Annotated in this window: 14 protein-coding genes and 1 pseudogene; 9 read left to right on the top strand and 6 right to left on the bottom strand. The window is 38.1% G+C overall.

Features of this window, described 5'->3' with window-relative positions; translation table 11 throughout:
- The first annotated feature begins 16 nt into the window (after positions 1–16).
- Entirely contained in the window at positions 17–226 is a 210-nt protein-coding gene (locus ACMKPP_RS03525) for a hypothetical protein (RefSeq protein WP_012863840.1), read from the top strand.
- A 59-nt stretch (positions 227–285) separates the two neighbouring features.
- Here the strand turns inward: ACMKPP_RS03525 and ACMKPP_RS03520 are convergent.
- Positions 286–507, bottom strand: a pseudogene (locus ACMKPP_RS03520) (hypothetical protein); the annotation flags it as partial.
- Between the two features lie 208 nt (positions 508–715).
- Between ACMKPP_RS03520 and ACMKPP_RS03515 the strand changes: the two are divergent.
- The 7 genes from ACMKPP_RS03515 (at position 716) to ACMKPP_RS03485 (ending at position 8,455) form a co-directional block, all read left to right on the top strand.
- On the top strand, positions 716–2,182 hold the full coding sequence (locus ACMKPP_RS03515; protein WP_118091041.1) for a DASS family sodium-coupled anion symporter: 1,467 nt from the start codon (positions 716–718) through the stop codon (positions 2,180–2,182).
- A 259-nt stretch (positions 2,183–2,441) separates the two neighbouring features.
- Positions 2,442–2,846 (top strand): PACE efflux transporter, encoded by a 405-nt coding sequence (locus ACMKPP_RS03510; protein WP_077708048.1) that lies wholly within the window; start codon positions 2,442–2,444, stop codon positions 2,844–2,846.
- Between the two features lie 58 nt (positions 2,847–2,904).
- The gene (locus tag ACMKPP_RS03505; protein WP_418369292.1) at positions 2,905–3,408 is read left to right on the top strand and encodes an ECF transporter S component; all 504 of its coding nucleotides are present in this window, start codon (positions 2,905–2,907) and stop codon (positions 3,406–3,408) included.
- 152 nt (positions 3,409–3,560) lie between these two features.
- Entirely contained in the window at positions 3,561–4,694 is a 1,134-nt protein-coding gene (locus tag ACMKPP_RS03500) for a trans-sulfuration enzyme family protein (RefSeq protein WP_077708050.1), read from the top strand.
- A gap of 10 nt (positions 4,695–4,704) precedes the next feature.
- Positions 4,705–5,889, top strand: a complete 1,185-nt coding sequence (locus ACMKPP_RS03495; RefSeq protein ID WP_077708051.1) for a MalY/PatB family protein — start codon at positions 4,705–4,707, stop codon at positions 5,887–5,889.
- Between the two features lie 43 nt (positions 5,890–5,932).
- Positions 5,933–6,892, top strand: coding sequence for a homoserine O-acetyltransferase MetA (metA, locus tag ACMKPP_RS03490; RefSeq protein ID WP_004697897.1), 960 nt, complete (start codon positions 5,933–5,935; stop codon positions 6,890–6,892).
- 291 nt (positions 6,893–7,183) lie between these two features.
- Positions 7,184–8,455, top strand: a complete 1,272-nt coding sequence (locus ACMKPP_RS03485) for an O-acetylhomoserine aminocarboxypropyltransferase/cysteine synthase family protein (RefSeq protein WP_008602970.1) — start codon at positions 7,184–7,186, stop codon at positions 8,453–8,455.
- Between the two features lie 481 nt (positions 8,456–8,936).
- Here the strand turns inward: ACMKPP_RS03485 and ACMKPP_RS03480 are convergent, their stop codons facing one another.
- Positions 8,937–9,524: a PepSY domain-containing protein gene (locus ACMKPP_RS03480; protein WP_008602968.1), complete on the bottom strand. Its 588-nt coding sequence runs from the start codon at positions 9,522–9,524 to the stop codon at positions 8,937–8,939.
- Between the two features lie 394 nt (positions 9,525–9,918).
- Here ACMKPP_RS03480 and ACMKPP_RS03475 point away from each other — a divergent pair, with 394 nt between their 5' ends.
- Positions 9,919–10,485 (top strand): biotin transporter BioY, encoded by a 567-nt coding sequence (locus ACMKPP_RS03475; protein WP_008602966.1) that lies wholly within the window; start codon positions 9,919–9,921, stop codon positions 10,483–10,485.
- A gap of 186 nt (positions 10,486–10,671) precedes the next feature.
- Here the strand turns inward: ACMKPP_RS03475 and ACMKPP_RS03470 are convergent, their stop codons facing one another.
- The 4 genes from ACMKPP_RS03470 to ACMKPP_RS03455 all read right to left on the bottom strand — a co-directional run bounded on the left by ACMKPP_RS03470 (position 10,672) and on the right by ACMKPP_RS03455 (position 15,769).
- Positions 10,672–11,436 carry a TIGR03943 family putative permease subunit gene (locus ACMKPP_RS03470; protein WP_008602964.1) on the bottom strand — a complete coding sequence of 255 codons (765 nt, stop codon included), beginning with the start codon at positions 11,434–11,436 and terminating at the stop codon, positions 10,672–10,674.
- A 58-nt stretch (positions 11,437–11,494) separates the two neighbouring features.
- Entirely contained in the window at positions 11,495–13,030 is a 1,536-nt protein-coding gene (locus ACMKPP_RS03465) for a permease (protein ID WP_021147704.1), read from the bottom strand.
- Positions 13,027–13,896: a CobW family GTP-binding protein gene (locus ACMKPP_RS03460; RefSeq protein WP_008602960.1), complete on the bottom strand. Its 870-nt coding sequence runs from the start codon at positions 13,894–13,896 to the stop codon at positions 13,027–13,029. The genes ACMKPP_RS03465 and ACMKPP_RS03460 overlap by 4 nt, the downstream gene beginning before the upstream one ends.
- A 424-nt stretch (positions 13,897–14,320) precedes the next feature.
- Entirely contained in the window at positions 14,321–15,769 is a 1,449-nt protein-coding gene (locus ACMKPP_RS03455; RefSeq protein ID WP_008602959.1) for an aminoacyl-histidine dipeptidase, read from the bottom strand.
- Between the last annotated feature and the right edge of the window lie 270 nt (positions 15,770–16,039).

Raw genomic sequence — 16,039 nt, 5'->3', positions numbered from 1 at the left:
ATAAGGGTTTCACCTAATGATTTTAATTTATATGAAATTATATATTATAATAAAAAGCAGAATTACTGCTGCTGCTGTACATAAAGGTACAGGTAGTCAGACCAGTAATTCTGCTTCTATGGTTACTATATATGAAATGACGAAAGATATCAATGATGGATATGGAACCCTTCACATTGATGTTAATGGCAATCCTGAATTTTATATACTTATTCCTGCCACATAGTTTTCGTATAGTTCTTTATAGTGACCACCGCGTTTGATGAGTTCGTGGTGTGTTCCTTGTTCTGTGATAGTGCCGGTAAAAATCCAAGTATCTTGCAGTACCATGCCTACCGTGTTGTGTAAGCTTTCACGAGATACGTCGCGAATATCTACGCCATCGTTGATGATTGTGGCCGTTAAGGTTGGTATATATAATGTGCCTGCCACGGTGAGTAACGAAAGAATTGATACGATAATGACTGGAAACCATAAAGATTTTATATAGCGTATAAAAGGTTTCATTTAAATCCTTTCAGTAATTTTAGTTAAATTAATAATTTTCGATATTTATATTGTATTGTATAAAACCAAAAATATCTAGTAAAAACTATTACTAAAAGTTTAGTATTAATCAATAAGTATTATGACGAATATTATATTCTCACTAAAAAAATTCTGCTATACTGTATTAGCAATTTTGCAGTTTTATTTTTAGTAAGGAGTGTTCTTAATGAAGTTGAATTGGAAATTATTTGCACCGCTTGTAGTAGCTATTCTTGTATGGCTCATCGGTGCTCCTGAAGGTCTTAGCGCAAATTCTTGGATTTATGTAAGTATTTTTGCAGGCCTTGTGGTGGGGTTGATTTTAGAACCAATGCCACCAGCTTTCATCGGTATCATTGCTGTTACCGTATCTATGTTATTTAAGGTTGGTCCAGCACCTATTATAGACAAAGCAACTGGTGTAGCAAAGGCTATTACGGATGCCCAAGCTATCAGCTGGGGACTTAGCGGTTTCTCTAATGCTATCGTGTGGTTGATATTCGCAGCATTTATGATCGGTATCGGTTATGAAAATTCTGGTCTTGGTCGACGTATTGCATTGTTCCTCGTAGCCAAGCTTGGAAAGTCCTCTTTAGGCCTTGGGTATGCTATTGCTATTACTGACCTTGTGTTGGCTCCATTTATTCCAAGTAATGCGGCTCGTTCTGGTGGTACGATTTATCCAATTGTATCTAGTATTTGTCCGATGTTCGATTCTTACCCCGATAAGAATCCTCGTAAAATTGGTTCCTATTTGAACTGGGTAGCATTGGCAACAACTTGTGTATCTAGCTCTATTTTCTTGACTGGTGCGGCGCCAAATCCATTGGCTCTTGAATTGTCTGCAAAGTCGGGTATCGTAGCTGCCAACTGGGGCACATGGTTCCTAGCATTCTTGCCAGTGGGTATTATACTATTTATCATCACACCATTATTGACCTATGTATTCTGTAAACCGGAGGTAAAAGGGTCCCCTGAAATTGCAGCATGGGCAAGGGATGAATATAAGAAATTAGGTTCCATGACACGCAGTGAAATCTTCATGGCCTTGATTTCTGTATTGGCTCTTGTGTTGTGGATTGGTGCTTCTACATTTAAAGTGAACCCAACTACAACAGCTTTGATTGTTATTATCTTGATGATTTTCACCAAGATTATGACATGGCAAGACTTCCTTGCTAACAAACCAGCATGGAATGTTTTGACTTGGTTCGCTACACTCGTACCTATGGCTGCGGGTCTTAAAAACGTAGGCTTTTTGGAGTGGCTTGCTAAATCTGCAGGTGGTTCTTTAGTATCCTTAGATCCCACAATGGCAGTTCTTGGTTTGTTATTAGCATTCTGCTTGCTTCGTTACTTCTTTGCTTCTGGCACCGCTTATGTAACTGCCATGGTAGGCTTATTTGCTACTCTAATTCTTCAGATTCCTAGTGTTGATCCAGCTCAAGTTATGTTGATTCTTTTAGTACCAATGGGTATTATGGGTATCCTTACACCATATGGTACTGGTCATAGCCCAATTTGGTTTGCTAGTGGTTATAATAAAGGCCCTGAATTCTGGAAATTAGGTGCTATCTTTGGGATTATCTACCTTGCGATATTTATTGTGGTGGGTATTCCATGGATTCAGTTCGTAATGCCACTTTTAGGATAGGCTTTCCGCCGCCATATGTCTCTCTGCGCTCCATTCGCTGCAAGTCGCTGGACAGACATATGGCGGCTTCTTCTATCTTAAAATAACAATACTCACTTTAGGAAAAGTAAGTCGAGCTTACAGAATACTACGAGTAGCTTTCTTTATATCCGAAAATGGAAAAACTCGATAGAGCTCGACAAATCTAAGAAAATAAATATAATATTGATGTGATAGTAAATATCTTTTTTGGGGTTTCTGATGGAGGTGGTTTATTATTATGTCTGCTACAGAGCGTGTTGTACAGTCGATTTTATATGAGCTGGGCTGTGTTTTGATTGGCTGTTTGGTGATGCAGTTTGTTCCGCATGAGGGGCAGCCTTTGGTCTTGATGATTATTTTTTCCTTGTTGGCGATGGTTTGGAATTTTGTGTTTAACTGGATATTTGATAAACTAGTACTAGGTGACCGATTAGCGCGAGGGCCTGTAATCCGCACAATTCATGCAGTGTTGTTTGAAGGTTTGTTTATGCTTGCCACAGTGCCTATTATTATGTACATGATGCATATGAGCTTTTGGATGGCCTTTGCTACAGATATAACGATGACATTAGTCATATTAGGTTATACTTATATTTATAATTGGGTATATGATCGAGCACGTCTATATTTTGTAGAGGCTTAATTTTGAATGTGAGGTAGGTACCTCTTGTAAAATCTATATCGTATAGTAGGAGGTTCTTATGTCTACAAAATCTATTACGGGCACAGGTCTCTTGTTGGCCGTTGCCTTATTGGCGCAAAGCTTGCGCCTTATTTTTCCCTTTATTCCTAATCAGGTGAGCATGTTCCTCATCGGTTCCATTACATCTGCTACATTTGTTTTGGCGACGTGGCGCTATGGTTGGAAAAATGGTCTAGTCATCGCTTGGATTGCACCAGTGGTGGCGCATTTACAAGGCATGTTACCATTACCGCCGTTCATTTTGATTACGGCTCTTGGCACGACAGCGTATGTATTTGTGGCACATTGGTTACAACATAAGCCAAAGCTTTTACTTATTATTGTGGCGGCTTTGGTAAAAGCCGGCGTACTCTTTGGAGGGTACTCCTTGTTCTTCTCCTTGTTCCAATTTCCACCAAAGATTGTAAATACCATGCTTTTTGTAGCTAGTTGGCCTCAATTGGTAACATCTTCTTTAGGTATTATTTTGGCATTACTTATTACAAAACGTACTAAAAATTAGTCTAACTTAACTTAGAGTTATGACAACCCATTCAAAATAGATATGACTTTTTCGGGGCACTCAGGCAGTATGAGTGCCCATTTTTGTTGACCTTAGTCATTGTCTACTTTTATAATTAACATATTGTATACAAATATGAGGAGTTGATAGGAATGAAATTTAATACAAAATGTGTTCACGGCAGTGGTAAACCAGATAGCACTGGTGCAATTTCCCCTGCAATCTATATGTCTAGTACATTTTCTCATCCAAAGTTGGGGGATACAACAGGTTATCAATATTCGCGCGAGTCTAATCCAACGCGCGACCGTTTGGAACAATTGATAGCTGGCCTTGAAGAAGGTACAGATGCATTGGCATTTTCCTCCGGTATGGCAGCTGTGGACGCAGTATTCCACCTATTCTCTCCTGGAGATCACATCATCTTAGGTGATGATTTATATGGTGGTTCTATCCGTATGTTCACAAATATTTACGAACAGAACGGCATTGAGTTCACTTATGTAGGCACCTCTGATCTTGATGCGGTGAAAGCTGCTTTTAAACCAAATACAAAGGCTGTTTATATTGAAACACCGACAAATCCTATGATGGAGATTACCGATATTCGTGCACTCTGTGCATTGGCGCATGAACGTAATGCGCTAGTGATTATCGACAACACATTTTTGAGTCCATATTTCCAAAAGCCATTGACCTTGGGTGCCGATATTGTCGTTCATAGTGGTACAAAATTCATCGGTGGTCATCACGATGTAATTTCTGGTTTTACTATTGTAAAAGACGAAGAAATCGCCGCAAAATTGCGTTTAACGTACAAAACCGTAGGTGCATGTTTATCTGCTATGGATAGCTGGCTCGTTATTCGCGGCGTAAAAACATTGGCACTTCGTATGGAGCAACACCAAAAGAATGCCATTGCTCTTGCGGAATGGCTAAAGACACAACCTAAGGTAACAAAAGTATTGTTCCCAGGACTTCCTGAACATCCGGGCTATGAAATCAATAAAGCTCAAACAACAGGCTTTGGCGGCATGTTATCCTTCGAAGTAGATAGCGAAGAAACGGCTAAACAAGTATTAGAAGGTATTGAGCTTATTCAATTCGCTGAAAGTCTTGGTGGTACAGAATCCTTGTTGACATACCCTGTAACGCAAACACATCCAGATTTAAAACCGGAAGATGCAGAACGTAAAGGTATTACACGTCGTTTGTTGCGTTTATCTGTAGGGATTGAAGATACAGAAGACTTGATTGCAGACTTGGAACAAGCTTTTAATAAATAAAGGAGTTCCTATGGGACAATATAACTTTGATCAAATTTTAGATAGAACGCACACGAAATCTTTAAAATATGATTTTGCTGTAAAACGAGGCAAACCTGCGGATGTGTTGCCATTCTGGGTAGCGGATATGGATTTTGAAATTCCCCCTGAATTGAAGCAAATTTTATTAGACCGCGTAAACCATGGTGTGTTCGGATATACCGAGTCCGACGACGAATACTTTGATGTGTTACAAAATTGGTTTAGCACTCGTTTTAACTGGATTCCAGAACAAAAATGGCTTGTTAAAACGCCTGGGATTGTATTTGCTTTGGCGATGGCGGTGCGAGCTTTCACCAAGGAGGGTGAAGGTGTGCTCATCAACCAACCAGTGTACTACCCATTTAGCATGGTTATTGATGACAACAATCGGCATCTTATCAATGTGCCGCTCATCAAAGGCGAAGAGAGATATACTATCGACTTTGAAGGCATTGAGCGAGCTATCGTTGAGGAAAATGTTACATTATTCCTCTTGTGTAACCCCCATAATCCGGTAGGACGCGTGTGGACTGAGGACGAGTTGAAACGCCTCGGCGATATTTGTATTAAACATAATGTGCTCATTGTGAGCGATGAAATCCATGCAGATTTTGTATGGAAAGGGCATACGCATAAGGTCTTTGCCGCTCTTGGTGAAAGCTATGCAGAACACTGTATTGTATGTACAGCACCTAGTAAGACCTTCAACATTGCAGGCTTACAAGTAAGTAATATTTTCATTCCTAATGATTCCTTACGCCGCCGTTTTATCAAAGAAATCGATCGTGCTGGTTATAGCCAATTGAACACGATGGGGATTGTGGGCTGTGAAGGGGCCTACAAAGTAGGGGCTCCTTGGCTTGATGAATTGAAAGAATATATTCAAGACAATATTCAATTTACCATCGACTATATAGCAAAATATATGCCAAAAATCCATGTGTATCGGCCTGAAGGGACATATCTCATGTGGCTAGATTGTTCTCAATTGCCGCTGAGCCCTAAAGAGCGAGATGAATGGATCGTTAATGATGCCAAGTTATGGCTCGATACGGGTTCTATGTTTGGCATCGATGGGGAGGACTTTGAACGCATTAATGTTGCTTGTCCTCGTAAAATATTAGAAGAAGGGCTCGAATCTTGGCGCCGTGCCTATGAGGCTAAGGGCTTTTAATTAGATTAGGTTATCAAATTGTAGAATATGTAGAGGTGACATTATGCCTATTAAAGTAATAAAAAATTTACCGGCCATAACGAAATTAGCTCAAGAGAATATTTTCGTTATGGATACTGAGCGGGCGGAAAATCAACAGATCCGACCTTTGCAAATTTTGCTAGTCAATTTGATGCCTACTAAAGAAGTGACGGAGACGCAAATTTTGCGTGCTCTCAGTAATAGCCCATTGCAAGTTAATTTAACATTGTTGCATACCGCATCTCGTAAGGCTAAAAATACAGATGAACAATATTTAGAAACTTTCTATCGTACTTTTGATGAGGTAAAAGACCAGTTCTTTGACGGTATGATTATTACCGGTGCTCCTGTTGAGTTAATGCCTTTTGAAGAGGTAGACTATTGGTCTGAACTCGTAGAAATCATGAACTGGGGCGAAGAACATGTATATTCGACCTTCTATATCTGTTGGGGGGCTCAAGCTGGTTTATATCATCACTTTGGTATTAACAAATCTATTATGGATGAGAAATTATTCGGTGTTTATGAACACGATATTTATAATGATCGACCAGTGCTCATGCGTGGATTTGATGAAAAGTTTTGGATGCCACATTCTCGTCACACTACAGTTTCTTTGCAACAAATTAAGGAAAATCGTGACTTGGAACTTTTGGCTGGGTCTGAACCAACAGGTGCTGCTATCGTTCGTAGTTTAGATAATAAGCATATCTTTGTATTTGGTCATGCCGAATACGATTGGGACACACTTAACCGTGAGTACGTGCGGGATATCAAAAAAGGTATGGATATTGCAGTTCCTGAAAACTACTTCCCGGATAATGATCCAAAACAACGTCCCATCGTGCGCTGGCGCTCTGTAAGTACACTATTATTTACAAACTGGTTGAACTACTATGTATACCAAGAAACACCGTACATCATTGAACAAATCCAAAAAATGAAATTTGAACGGGATAAAAATTTAGGCGCTTACATCTAAATGTAAGTACTTATTTCTAATCTATTGATAGTAATATGTACCCCTAATTACTTCTAACATTTCTCAAGGGAACTAGTTCTTTGGAAGTAATTAGGGGATTTTTATTTTTCATAAAATGATTTAGTTCGCATTAGAGTCTTTGGTAAAAGTTTTTATCGTCCTTTGCTTACCATAGTTTAAAGTTATGGAGAAGACCATATAAAAAATAGTAGACATATTTTTTAAAACATAGTACTATACTAGGCATAAAGAATGAACTCAATTCACAGTTAATATAAAGGAGTTGTTATAATGAGCAAACAATACAGATTTGAAACATTACAATTACATGCTGGTCATACCGTGGATCCAACAGGTTCTCGTGCAGTACCTATTTACCAAACTACATCTTTCGTATTTAAAGATGCAGAAGAAGCAGCAGGCCGTTTTGCATTGACTAATCCTGGTGGTATTTACTCTCGCCTTGGCAATCCTACTACAGATGTATTGGATGCTCGTGTAGCACAACTTGAAGGCGGTGCTGCTGGTATTGCAGTAGCATCTGGTTCTGCAGCGGTTACGTACTCTATTTTAAATGTAGCAGATGCTGGTGATAATATTGTTGCTGCATCCACATTGTATGGTGGTACTTATAATTTGTTTACTGCTACATTGCCTCGCTTGGGGATTCAAACTAAATTCGTAAATCCGGATCATTTGGAAGAATTTGAAGCAGCTATCGATGAAAAGACTAAAGCCGTTTATATCGAATCTATTGGTAACCCTGGTATTAATCTTATCGATGTACAAGCTATAGCTGATATTGCACATAAGCACAATATCATCTTGATCGTAGATAACACATTTGCATCTCCATACTTATTCCGTCCATTAGAACATGGTGCTGACGTAGTTGTACACTCTGCTACTAAATACCTTGGTGGTCACGGTACAACATTGGCTGGCGTAGTAGTAGAATCTGGTAAATTCGACTATAAAGGTTCTGGTAAATACCCTGGCTTCTCCGAAGGTGACGAACACTACAATGGATTAGTATTTGGTGATTTGCCAATCCCATTCACTGTAAAAATTCGTGCTCAATTACTTCGTGATACTGGTGCATGCATTACTCCACTTGCAGCATGGCAAATCTTGCAAGGTATTGAAACATTGTCCTTGCGCGTAGAACGTCACGTAGAAAATGCTCGTAAAGTAGTAGATTTCTTGAGCAAACATCCTAAGGTAGCATGGGTAAGCTATCCAGAATTAGAAGACAGCAAATACAAAGCATTAGCTGATAAATACTTCCCTAAAGGTGTTGGTGCAGTATTCACATTCGGTGTAAAAGGTGGTAAAGAAGCCGGTATTAAGCTAGTTGATTCTTTGGAAATCTTCTCCAATCTTGCCAACGTAGCAGATGCTAAATCTCTTGTTATCCATCCTGCATCCACAACACATGCACAACTTAACGAAGAACAACAAAAATCTGCTGGCGTAACACCAGATATGATCCGTGTATCCATCGGCCTTGAAAATATCGATGATATCATCGAAGACTTGGCACAAGCTTTAGATAAAGCATAATTTTCGTACCTCTTGTTTGGAAAACTATAGATCAAACCTTCAAAACTTACAAATGATATCCTTAAGCTGAACTTTGCTTAAGAAATAGAACACATAACTATCAAACCTATAAAACTTATGCAAAAGGCCTCCCACTGGGAGGCTTTTTTGTTATTAGTGTGTTGTTGTCTTTATAAGAATGAAATGTTGTGTAGGTGTAATACAACCTTGATAGAATGGGCATAAAAAGACCTTGGATTTAATGATCCAAGGTCTTTAAGGGAGTATAGTGTGTGTAACGTTTGGTCTGTGGTGTGTGCACAGACCGTTTTCCTATTGTGTGAGATAGGATGTTAGGGAGCCCGTGGTTAGTGTTACGGGCTCTCTGAGAGTGTGTTAGAGAGTGTATCCAAAGAATACAGTGTGTATAGTATGTGTGTTATATGTGTAGTGTGTCATCTAAGTGGGTTAGGATAGGGTTTCACTTGATGAAATGAAAATCTTAGTATTTTGTGTTTTTAACTTTAGCGCTAATAACTTTGCCGGATGTAGCGTCTACTTTAACTTCAGCATTTTTACCGCCGCCAGTTGTCATATCAAATTCATATACAACTCTGCCGTTTTCACGTTCAACAGTCCAATCCATAGTTTGGAAATCAGAACCAACTTTTTCCATAGCTTTTGTTTCAGCTACTTCAGGAATGATGATGTTTTGAACGTTAATTGTTTTAGAAGCTTTGGAGTAACCTTTTACTTCTTTACCAACGATTTGACCAGATGCTTCGTCTACTTTAAGCTCTACTTCACGGTTGCCATAATAACCTTCTACTTCATAGTAAGGATTATGTTTTGCATCATAGGAAATAGATTTTACAGTAGCGCCAGGGAATTGTTGTTGGAATACTGTAACAGCGCCCATATAGTCAACAGAATAGTTAGCTTGTGCGGATGGAGCAACGCTACCAACACCATTCCAGTTGCTATGGTTGTTGTAACCATGGTTGCTAGCTGCACCAACTACACCTGCTAATAATACTGTACTAACGCCAAATGCACATAGTACTTTGGATACTTTCTTAACATTTTTCATAAGCAATGCCTCCTGATACCAAATTATAATTTTCGTTTAGTTACGATTTTGTGAAAGTAGATTTTACTCAATCTACTTATGTATAATTTAATATTATTGTATGAAAATAAGGTGAAATTAGATGATTTTTGTATGAAGATGAGTATATCTTTTAGTTATTATGAACTATTGATAATAACTATTAGCTATAGTCAAAATTAAAAAGTACTAAAAACATAGTATATATAGTATTAGACTATATAGTAAACTAAAAGTCAACCATTATAGTTGACAATTAAAAATACAAGTGCTTTAATTTAGATAGTTAGTAGTTTGTTTCCGTGTTATCTTGGACTTTTATTCTCCATTGATAGCACAAATTCCTGCTTAGGTCTGTTATGAATGGAGGTATACCATGAGCTCTACTGTATCAAAACAAACTCGCATTACCACCCGTCAGTTAACGATGACAGCACTCTTTGTGGCGCTAATCGCGGTTGGTGCTTTCATACGGGTCCCATTACCGAATTGTCCGTTTACATTGCAAATCTTATTTACTACATTAGCGGGCATTGTTTTAGGTAGTCGTTTAGGTGCCGCTAGTGTTGGCATTTATATTGTACTAGGCCTTGTTGGGGTTCCTATTTTTACATCTGGTGGAGGTCCTAGTTATATTTTGCAACCTACCTTTGGTTATTTAATTGGCTTTATGGTTGGTGCGTATGCAGTAGGACGCATTGCAGAGACAATGGATACACTATCGTTCAAACGTTTGCTAGCCGGATCCATATTAAATCTATTTATTGTATATGGTCTTGGCATGGTGTACCTATACTTTATTATGAATCTGTATTTAGGTAAGCCGATTGGTGTGGAAGCTGTCATTATTACTTGCTTCCTAATCCCAGTTGGCCCAGACATTTTCTTGTGCGCTGTAGCAGCATCTCTTGGCAAGAGAATTATTAAAGAATTACAGCACTAATAGAACGTTTTAATAACTATTATAATTAGAATAACTAGAATAAGTATAATAATTATTATAATTATTATAAGGCATCAATTTGTTGTAGATTCATATAGACATTGAATTATAAAATATAGGTTATTTTATTTAACAGAATCATTCCTATTAAAAACGAGGCGTTAAGCCTCGTTTTTTATGTAATTCTTAAGGGTATACATAGCCTAATATAGGTTCTGCAGATTTGATTTTTGTAATCTCTACATATGGTTGTTTACGACCGTGGAAGTCTCGCGTAGAAACCTTTCCTTCAATCGATACCCATTGTTCATTTTGTAAGCTATCACCATCTGTTTTATAGGCTGTCATGCCAATAGGGGCAACGTCAGCAATACAACAAGCCATAGCCATACGAGAAATAGTAAATTCGTTAGATTTTAATGTATTATCTTCGCGGTTCACATAGCCTGTCATATAAACTGTGTAGTCTTTATATTGATCCGCATTAGATCCAACTTTTACAATGGTTTGATAGAAATTGTCTGAGTTCAAAACGATTTCTTTTTTGTCCTTGGAAATTCCTGGCTCTTTACTTTCACTGTTAACGGTGACAACCTCTCCAATAGCATCGTTTGTAAAGTCAAAATTGTTAGTATCATCGTTTACACGAGCGGCACCATGAACGCCTGTTGATGGTACAAGAACAGGAGGAACGATGAGCAACATAATAGGAATAATAATTGGAACGATAGATTTCCAGTTATGTTTGTAGTATTTTGACGGAGCCCAAATAATCGTCGCTAAACCGCCTAAAATAAGGGCAACGCCACTAATACCTAGTAAAAGTTCATAACGAGGTGCAATATAGTTCAAATAACGACCTGTCACAATGAGGTAAATACAACAGATACCTAAGATGAGATACAATAGACCTTTCACGATAGAAAAGCGATCTTTCAGTCCTAATGTCATGAAATCATCTCCTTTTAATTAATTAAGAACTGAGATAATGATTATAAAAATTTGTAAATTAGCTAAGAAAGAATTTGAATACTAATGCTGCTATATAGGACATAACGGCAATCGTTATACTTAATCGTATGATAAATGAGGTAGGCATATATTGTTTTAATATATATACGTTTTTGATATCTAACATCGGACCTAAGATGAGAAAGCCCATTACGGAACTAATAGGAAATAAGGTGCTCAAGGATTTACCGATGATGGCATCTGATGTAGAGCAGATTGAAAAGAAGAATGCTAACATCAGCAAAATTGGAATGGCTGTAAATTCTGGCAAGGTTAATCCTGCGTTGAGAAGCCAAGGCTTGCCATACACTTGAACTATAGATAGTACAGTTGCCGCCATGGAAAAATAGAATAAGAGTTGAGAAAACTCTCGTTCCATATGGACTAACAATCTTTTTTTATCGATATGTTTAGTTTTAGTTGTTTCTAAAACGATTTCTTCGTAGCTAAGATTCTGTGGTGTTCTTGCTTTCAAAATAGATGTGGCTGGAGGCCAAAATCGGAACGATAGGGCTACTAACAAGGCAACACCTAGTCCTAAAACGATACGCCATACGGAGAGCATGGGATTGTCAGGAAACGCATACCATGTAGAAAGAATGGTGATAGGGTTGATAATCGGGCTAGCGAGCATAAATAAAAGAGCTACTGATAAAGGGATGCCTCGATCTATTAGCGCCTTGAATAAGGGGATGATGGCACAGTCACAAATTGGCAAGGCAAAGCCACTGACCATAGCAGCCCCATAGCTTTTCAAAGAATGGTCACCTAACAGTTTTAGTAATACTCGTTGTGGTACGAAATAGCGAATAATCGTTGAGCCTACCGTGCCTAATAAAAGGAATGGAATGGCCTCGATGATGAGGCCCGTGATTATGGCGAAGCATTGGTGAATGGAATAGGGGATGTCATGGCGAAAAGCTGTGACCAACAGTATATAGGTTGTAATACCAATAACTAATAGATTAGGAATGAGTCCCCATGTGGAATTCCGGCACAGTTGTTCTACTTTTTCTGGTGTAGGAGCTGTTATAATTTTAGCCTCTCCGTTGTAGGTACGTAGTAAAGCGTGATGTGTATTGGATTCTGTGATAATACAATCTGCACTATACAATTGACTCATTACATCATTACCTAAACCAGGGAGTATGGTTGAGACAAATTGATCGGTACAAATATACAATACCTTTTCTACTTGTAATAGGTGGCTTAATATATCGCTATATAGTAAGGCTTCTAGTTGATGAAAGCTTACCATGCCATTCCACTCAATCCATAGCTCTTTTGGCTGTAGTCGTTTTAAATAATCCCCGATTTTACAGGCTATCAATTCGTAAGACTTGATATCGCTAGGAACAATGGCACTGAGTTCATCCGCATTGAGTTGTAAGGGCTCTTTGATGAGAGGTTCACTGCCTTCTTCGGCGCTGATTATTGCGGTACCGCCTAGCTTTTTACGGTATTGTAATTGTTCGTTTATGAACGTGCTTTTACCGGATCCAATAAACCCTGTAACGATATAAACTGGTATCATGATTGACACACTTCGTTATGTACCATTGGTACATTAAAATCTGTGCCGATAACGACTAAACTATAGTCATTAGTTTCACTAGGTGAAAGCGAACAGTAATGAGTGCCGTATTGGAGTTCGTGAGGACCTTCCGTGGTTGGTACAATCCCTTTGGCACGAAGCACTGTATCAGGCATGCCTTCTAAAATGGTTTTCCATTGTGCAAGACTAAGGGTGCGCAAATCCTTAAAGGTATGACTCATAAATAAATGTTCATCGTGTAAGCAGTGATCATCATGACAATGATACAGGCGCTTGATGTAATCACGCAAACCAATGGTATCCCATGCTTCTTCATGAATTGGTGTATGTGGCGCGAGGTCGCGAATCATACGTTTTGTAATGCTTGTCTGTTGAATATCTTCTGTATGGCTCAAAAAAATCGCATCACTATGAGTGATTTGATCCTTGAAGAAAAGACCAAAATTTTTGATAAACATTGGTGCTTGCATAGCATCGACAGTCGTTATTGATGCGTGAATGTAAGCAGATTTTGCAATGTCCTCGTCGTTACAAGTATGGATGATTTCACTGAGCTTGCTAACACCTGATGGCTCGATGTAGATCATATCGATTTTGTAATTTTGCAGAATATCAAGTAGTGCTTGTTGGAAATTTCCTTGTAAGCTACAGCAAATACAGCCAGATGTTACTTCACGGACTGTGGCCCCTGTTTTTGCAAGATTAGCAGCATCGAGGCTAGTTTCACCAAAATCGTTTTCTATAATAAGAATTTTATCTTTCGATGTATGTTCTTTTAGTATATGTTGTAAGAATGTTGTTTTTCCAGAACCTAGAAATCCGGATATGATAACTATTGGAATCATATATACCTCCTGCGTAATGTAAACACAGTATACACCTATAGGATAACACAGAAAATACTCTATGGGGTATATGGAAACTAGCAAGTTTATCAGAGTTTAACAGCCTTCTCTGAAATTTATAGATTATATACTATATATGAGTATACTGGCACATGTAGTTGATATTCATAATTATTTATAAATAAAACGATGCATTCCATGTTGTTCATATATGAAAGAATACTCCTGTATGAATAAATATTTATTTATGTAGTTGAAAAATTTTTATGAAAAAAATCCCTCCTACAAGATAATTCAGTTGGAGAGATGGCTGAATTACTTGTAGGAGGGTTGGAGAGTCACTATTACATGGGTCTCGTAACTTGATGTGTTATTTGCTTATAGTATAACAAATTATACATCAAAAATATAGTAATTATTTATTTTATTGTAATTTTGCTAATAATGCTTTGAGGTACACATATACATTTTCAACAGAAGGTAAATGAACGCGTTCTGATGGTGTATGAGGACTTACGATAGTAGGCCCAAAGCTAATCATTTGTGTATTTGGCAATACGCCTTTTAACAAACCACATTCGAGACCTGCGTGAATAGCATTTACATTAGCTGGTGTATCGAACATTTCGTTATGCAAGGAAATCGCTTGTTCTTCCAATTTTGAGCCTTTGTCGTATTCCCATGCTGGATATCCACCTGTACGCTCTGCAGCTACGCCAAGTGCTTTTGCAAGAAGCATCATTTTTTTCGTTAAGAATTCAAGACTATTGCTATTGGAACTACGAATAGAAATGAGTATTTCAATGGTATGTTGATTTTCACGTACGATAGCAATATTATTAGATGTTTCTACAAGGTTTGGGATAGACTTACTTACAGAATGAACCCCATCTTGTGCAAGATAGATATATGTAATAAGTGCTTCTGTTGTGTCTTCTGCATATACTATTTCAGGAGTAGGAACATCTTCAACTACAAATGTAAGGCCTGGATCCTGTACGCTATATTCGTGTTGGTATTGTTTTTCTTGGTATGCGAGCAATGTTTTAATGGCTGCCACATCTTCAGAGCGTACGGATAGTACAGCTACTGCCTTAGACGGAATTGCATTATGTTTTACGCCACCTTCAAAAGACGCTAAGCTAATAGGATATTGTTGTTGAATATCATAGAGTACACGGGTTAACACTTGGTTTGCATTGGCTCGTTGCTCGTTGATTTCGATGCCAGAGTGCCCCCCTTTAAGGCCGGTTACTGTAATGGATAAGCCCGCATCATAGCCTAGTTGATTGTTATCGCGTAACAATGGAATTTTTACATGTACGTGGCAACCGCCAGCACAACTAACGGTGAAGTCATGTTCTACCTCTGTATCCAGGTTGAGTAAGTAGTCACCAGTTACTTGACCTTCTTTAATGGCAAAGGCACCATCCATACCAGTTTCTTCGTTGGTAGTGAATAATAATTGCATTGGTCCATGTTGTTGGCTTTCATCTTCAAGGAGAGCAAGCATCATAGCAGCGCCCATGCCATTATCGGCACCTAATGTTGTATGGTCTGCGTGCATCCATTCGCCTTCGATGATATTGGCAATTGGATCTTTAGAGAAGTCGTGGTTAGAGTCATGGTCTTTAACACAAACCATATCAATATGACCTTGTAAAATGATGGATGGACGGTTTTCATAACCTGGAGATGCAGCTTTTTTGATAACTACATTAAAGATTTCGTCTTGATGAACTTCAAGACCTAAATTTTTAGCAAAGTTCACGATGTAATCGCTGATGCCTTTTTCATTGCCGGACTCACGAGGGATTTGGCTCATTTCTTTAAAAATTTCTAATACGCGTTTTGCTTGAACGATTGTTTCCATAATGGTACCTTTCATTCTCATGTAAAATAGATATGTATGTATTATTGAAAGCTTTTAAAACAATATAAAATAAAATATTATGGCGTAATGGTCGCTTGTTTTACAGTCTAGACTAGCTTCTTTCATACATACGAACTATATAAATTATTGTTGTATATATATAGTTATATCACAATAAAGATTATTAGGATAGCTTATGCTAGGTGCTAGCTATATAGGAATAATATTGTATAATGAGGGTATACGAATAACGAATAACAATTAACTAAA

The organism is Veillonella parvula (genome assembly GCF_048309325.1).
Lineage (GTDB): Bacteria > Bacillota > Negativicutes > Veillonellales > Veillonellaceae > Veillonella > Veillonella parvula_T.
This window is presented reverse-complemented; position numbering and strand designations above follow the sequence as displayed.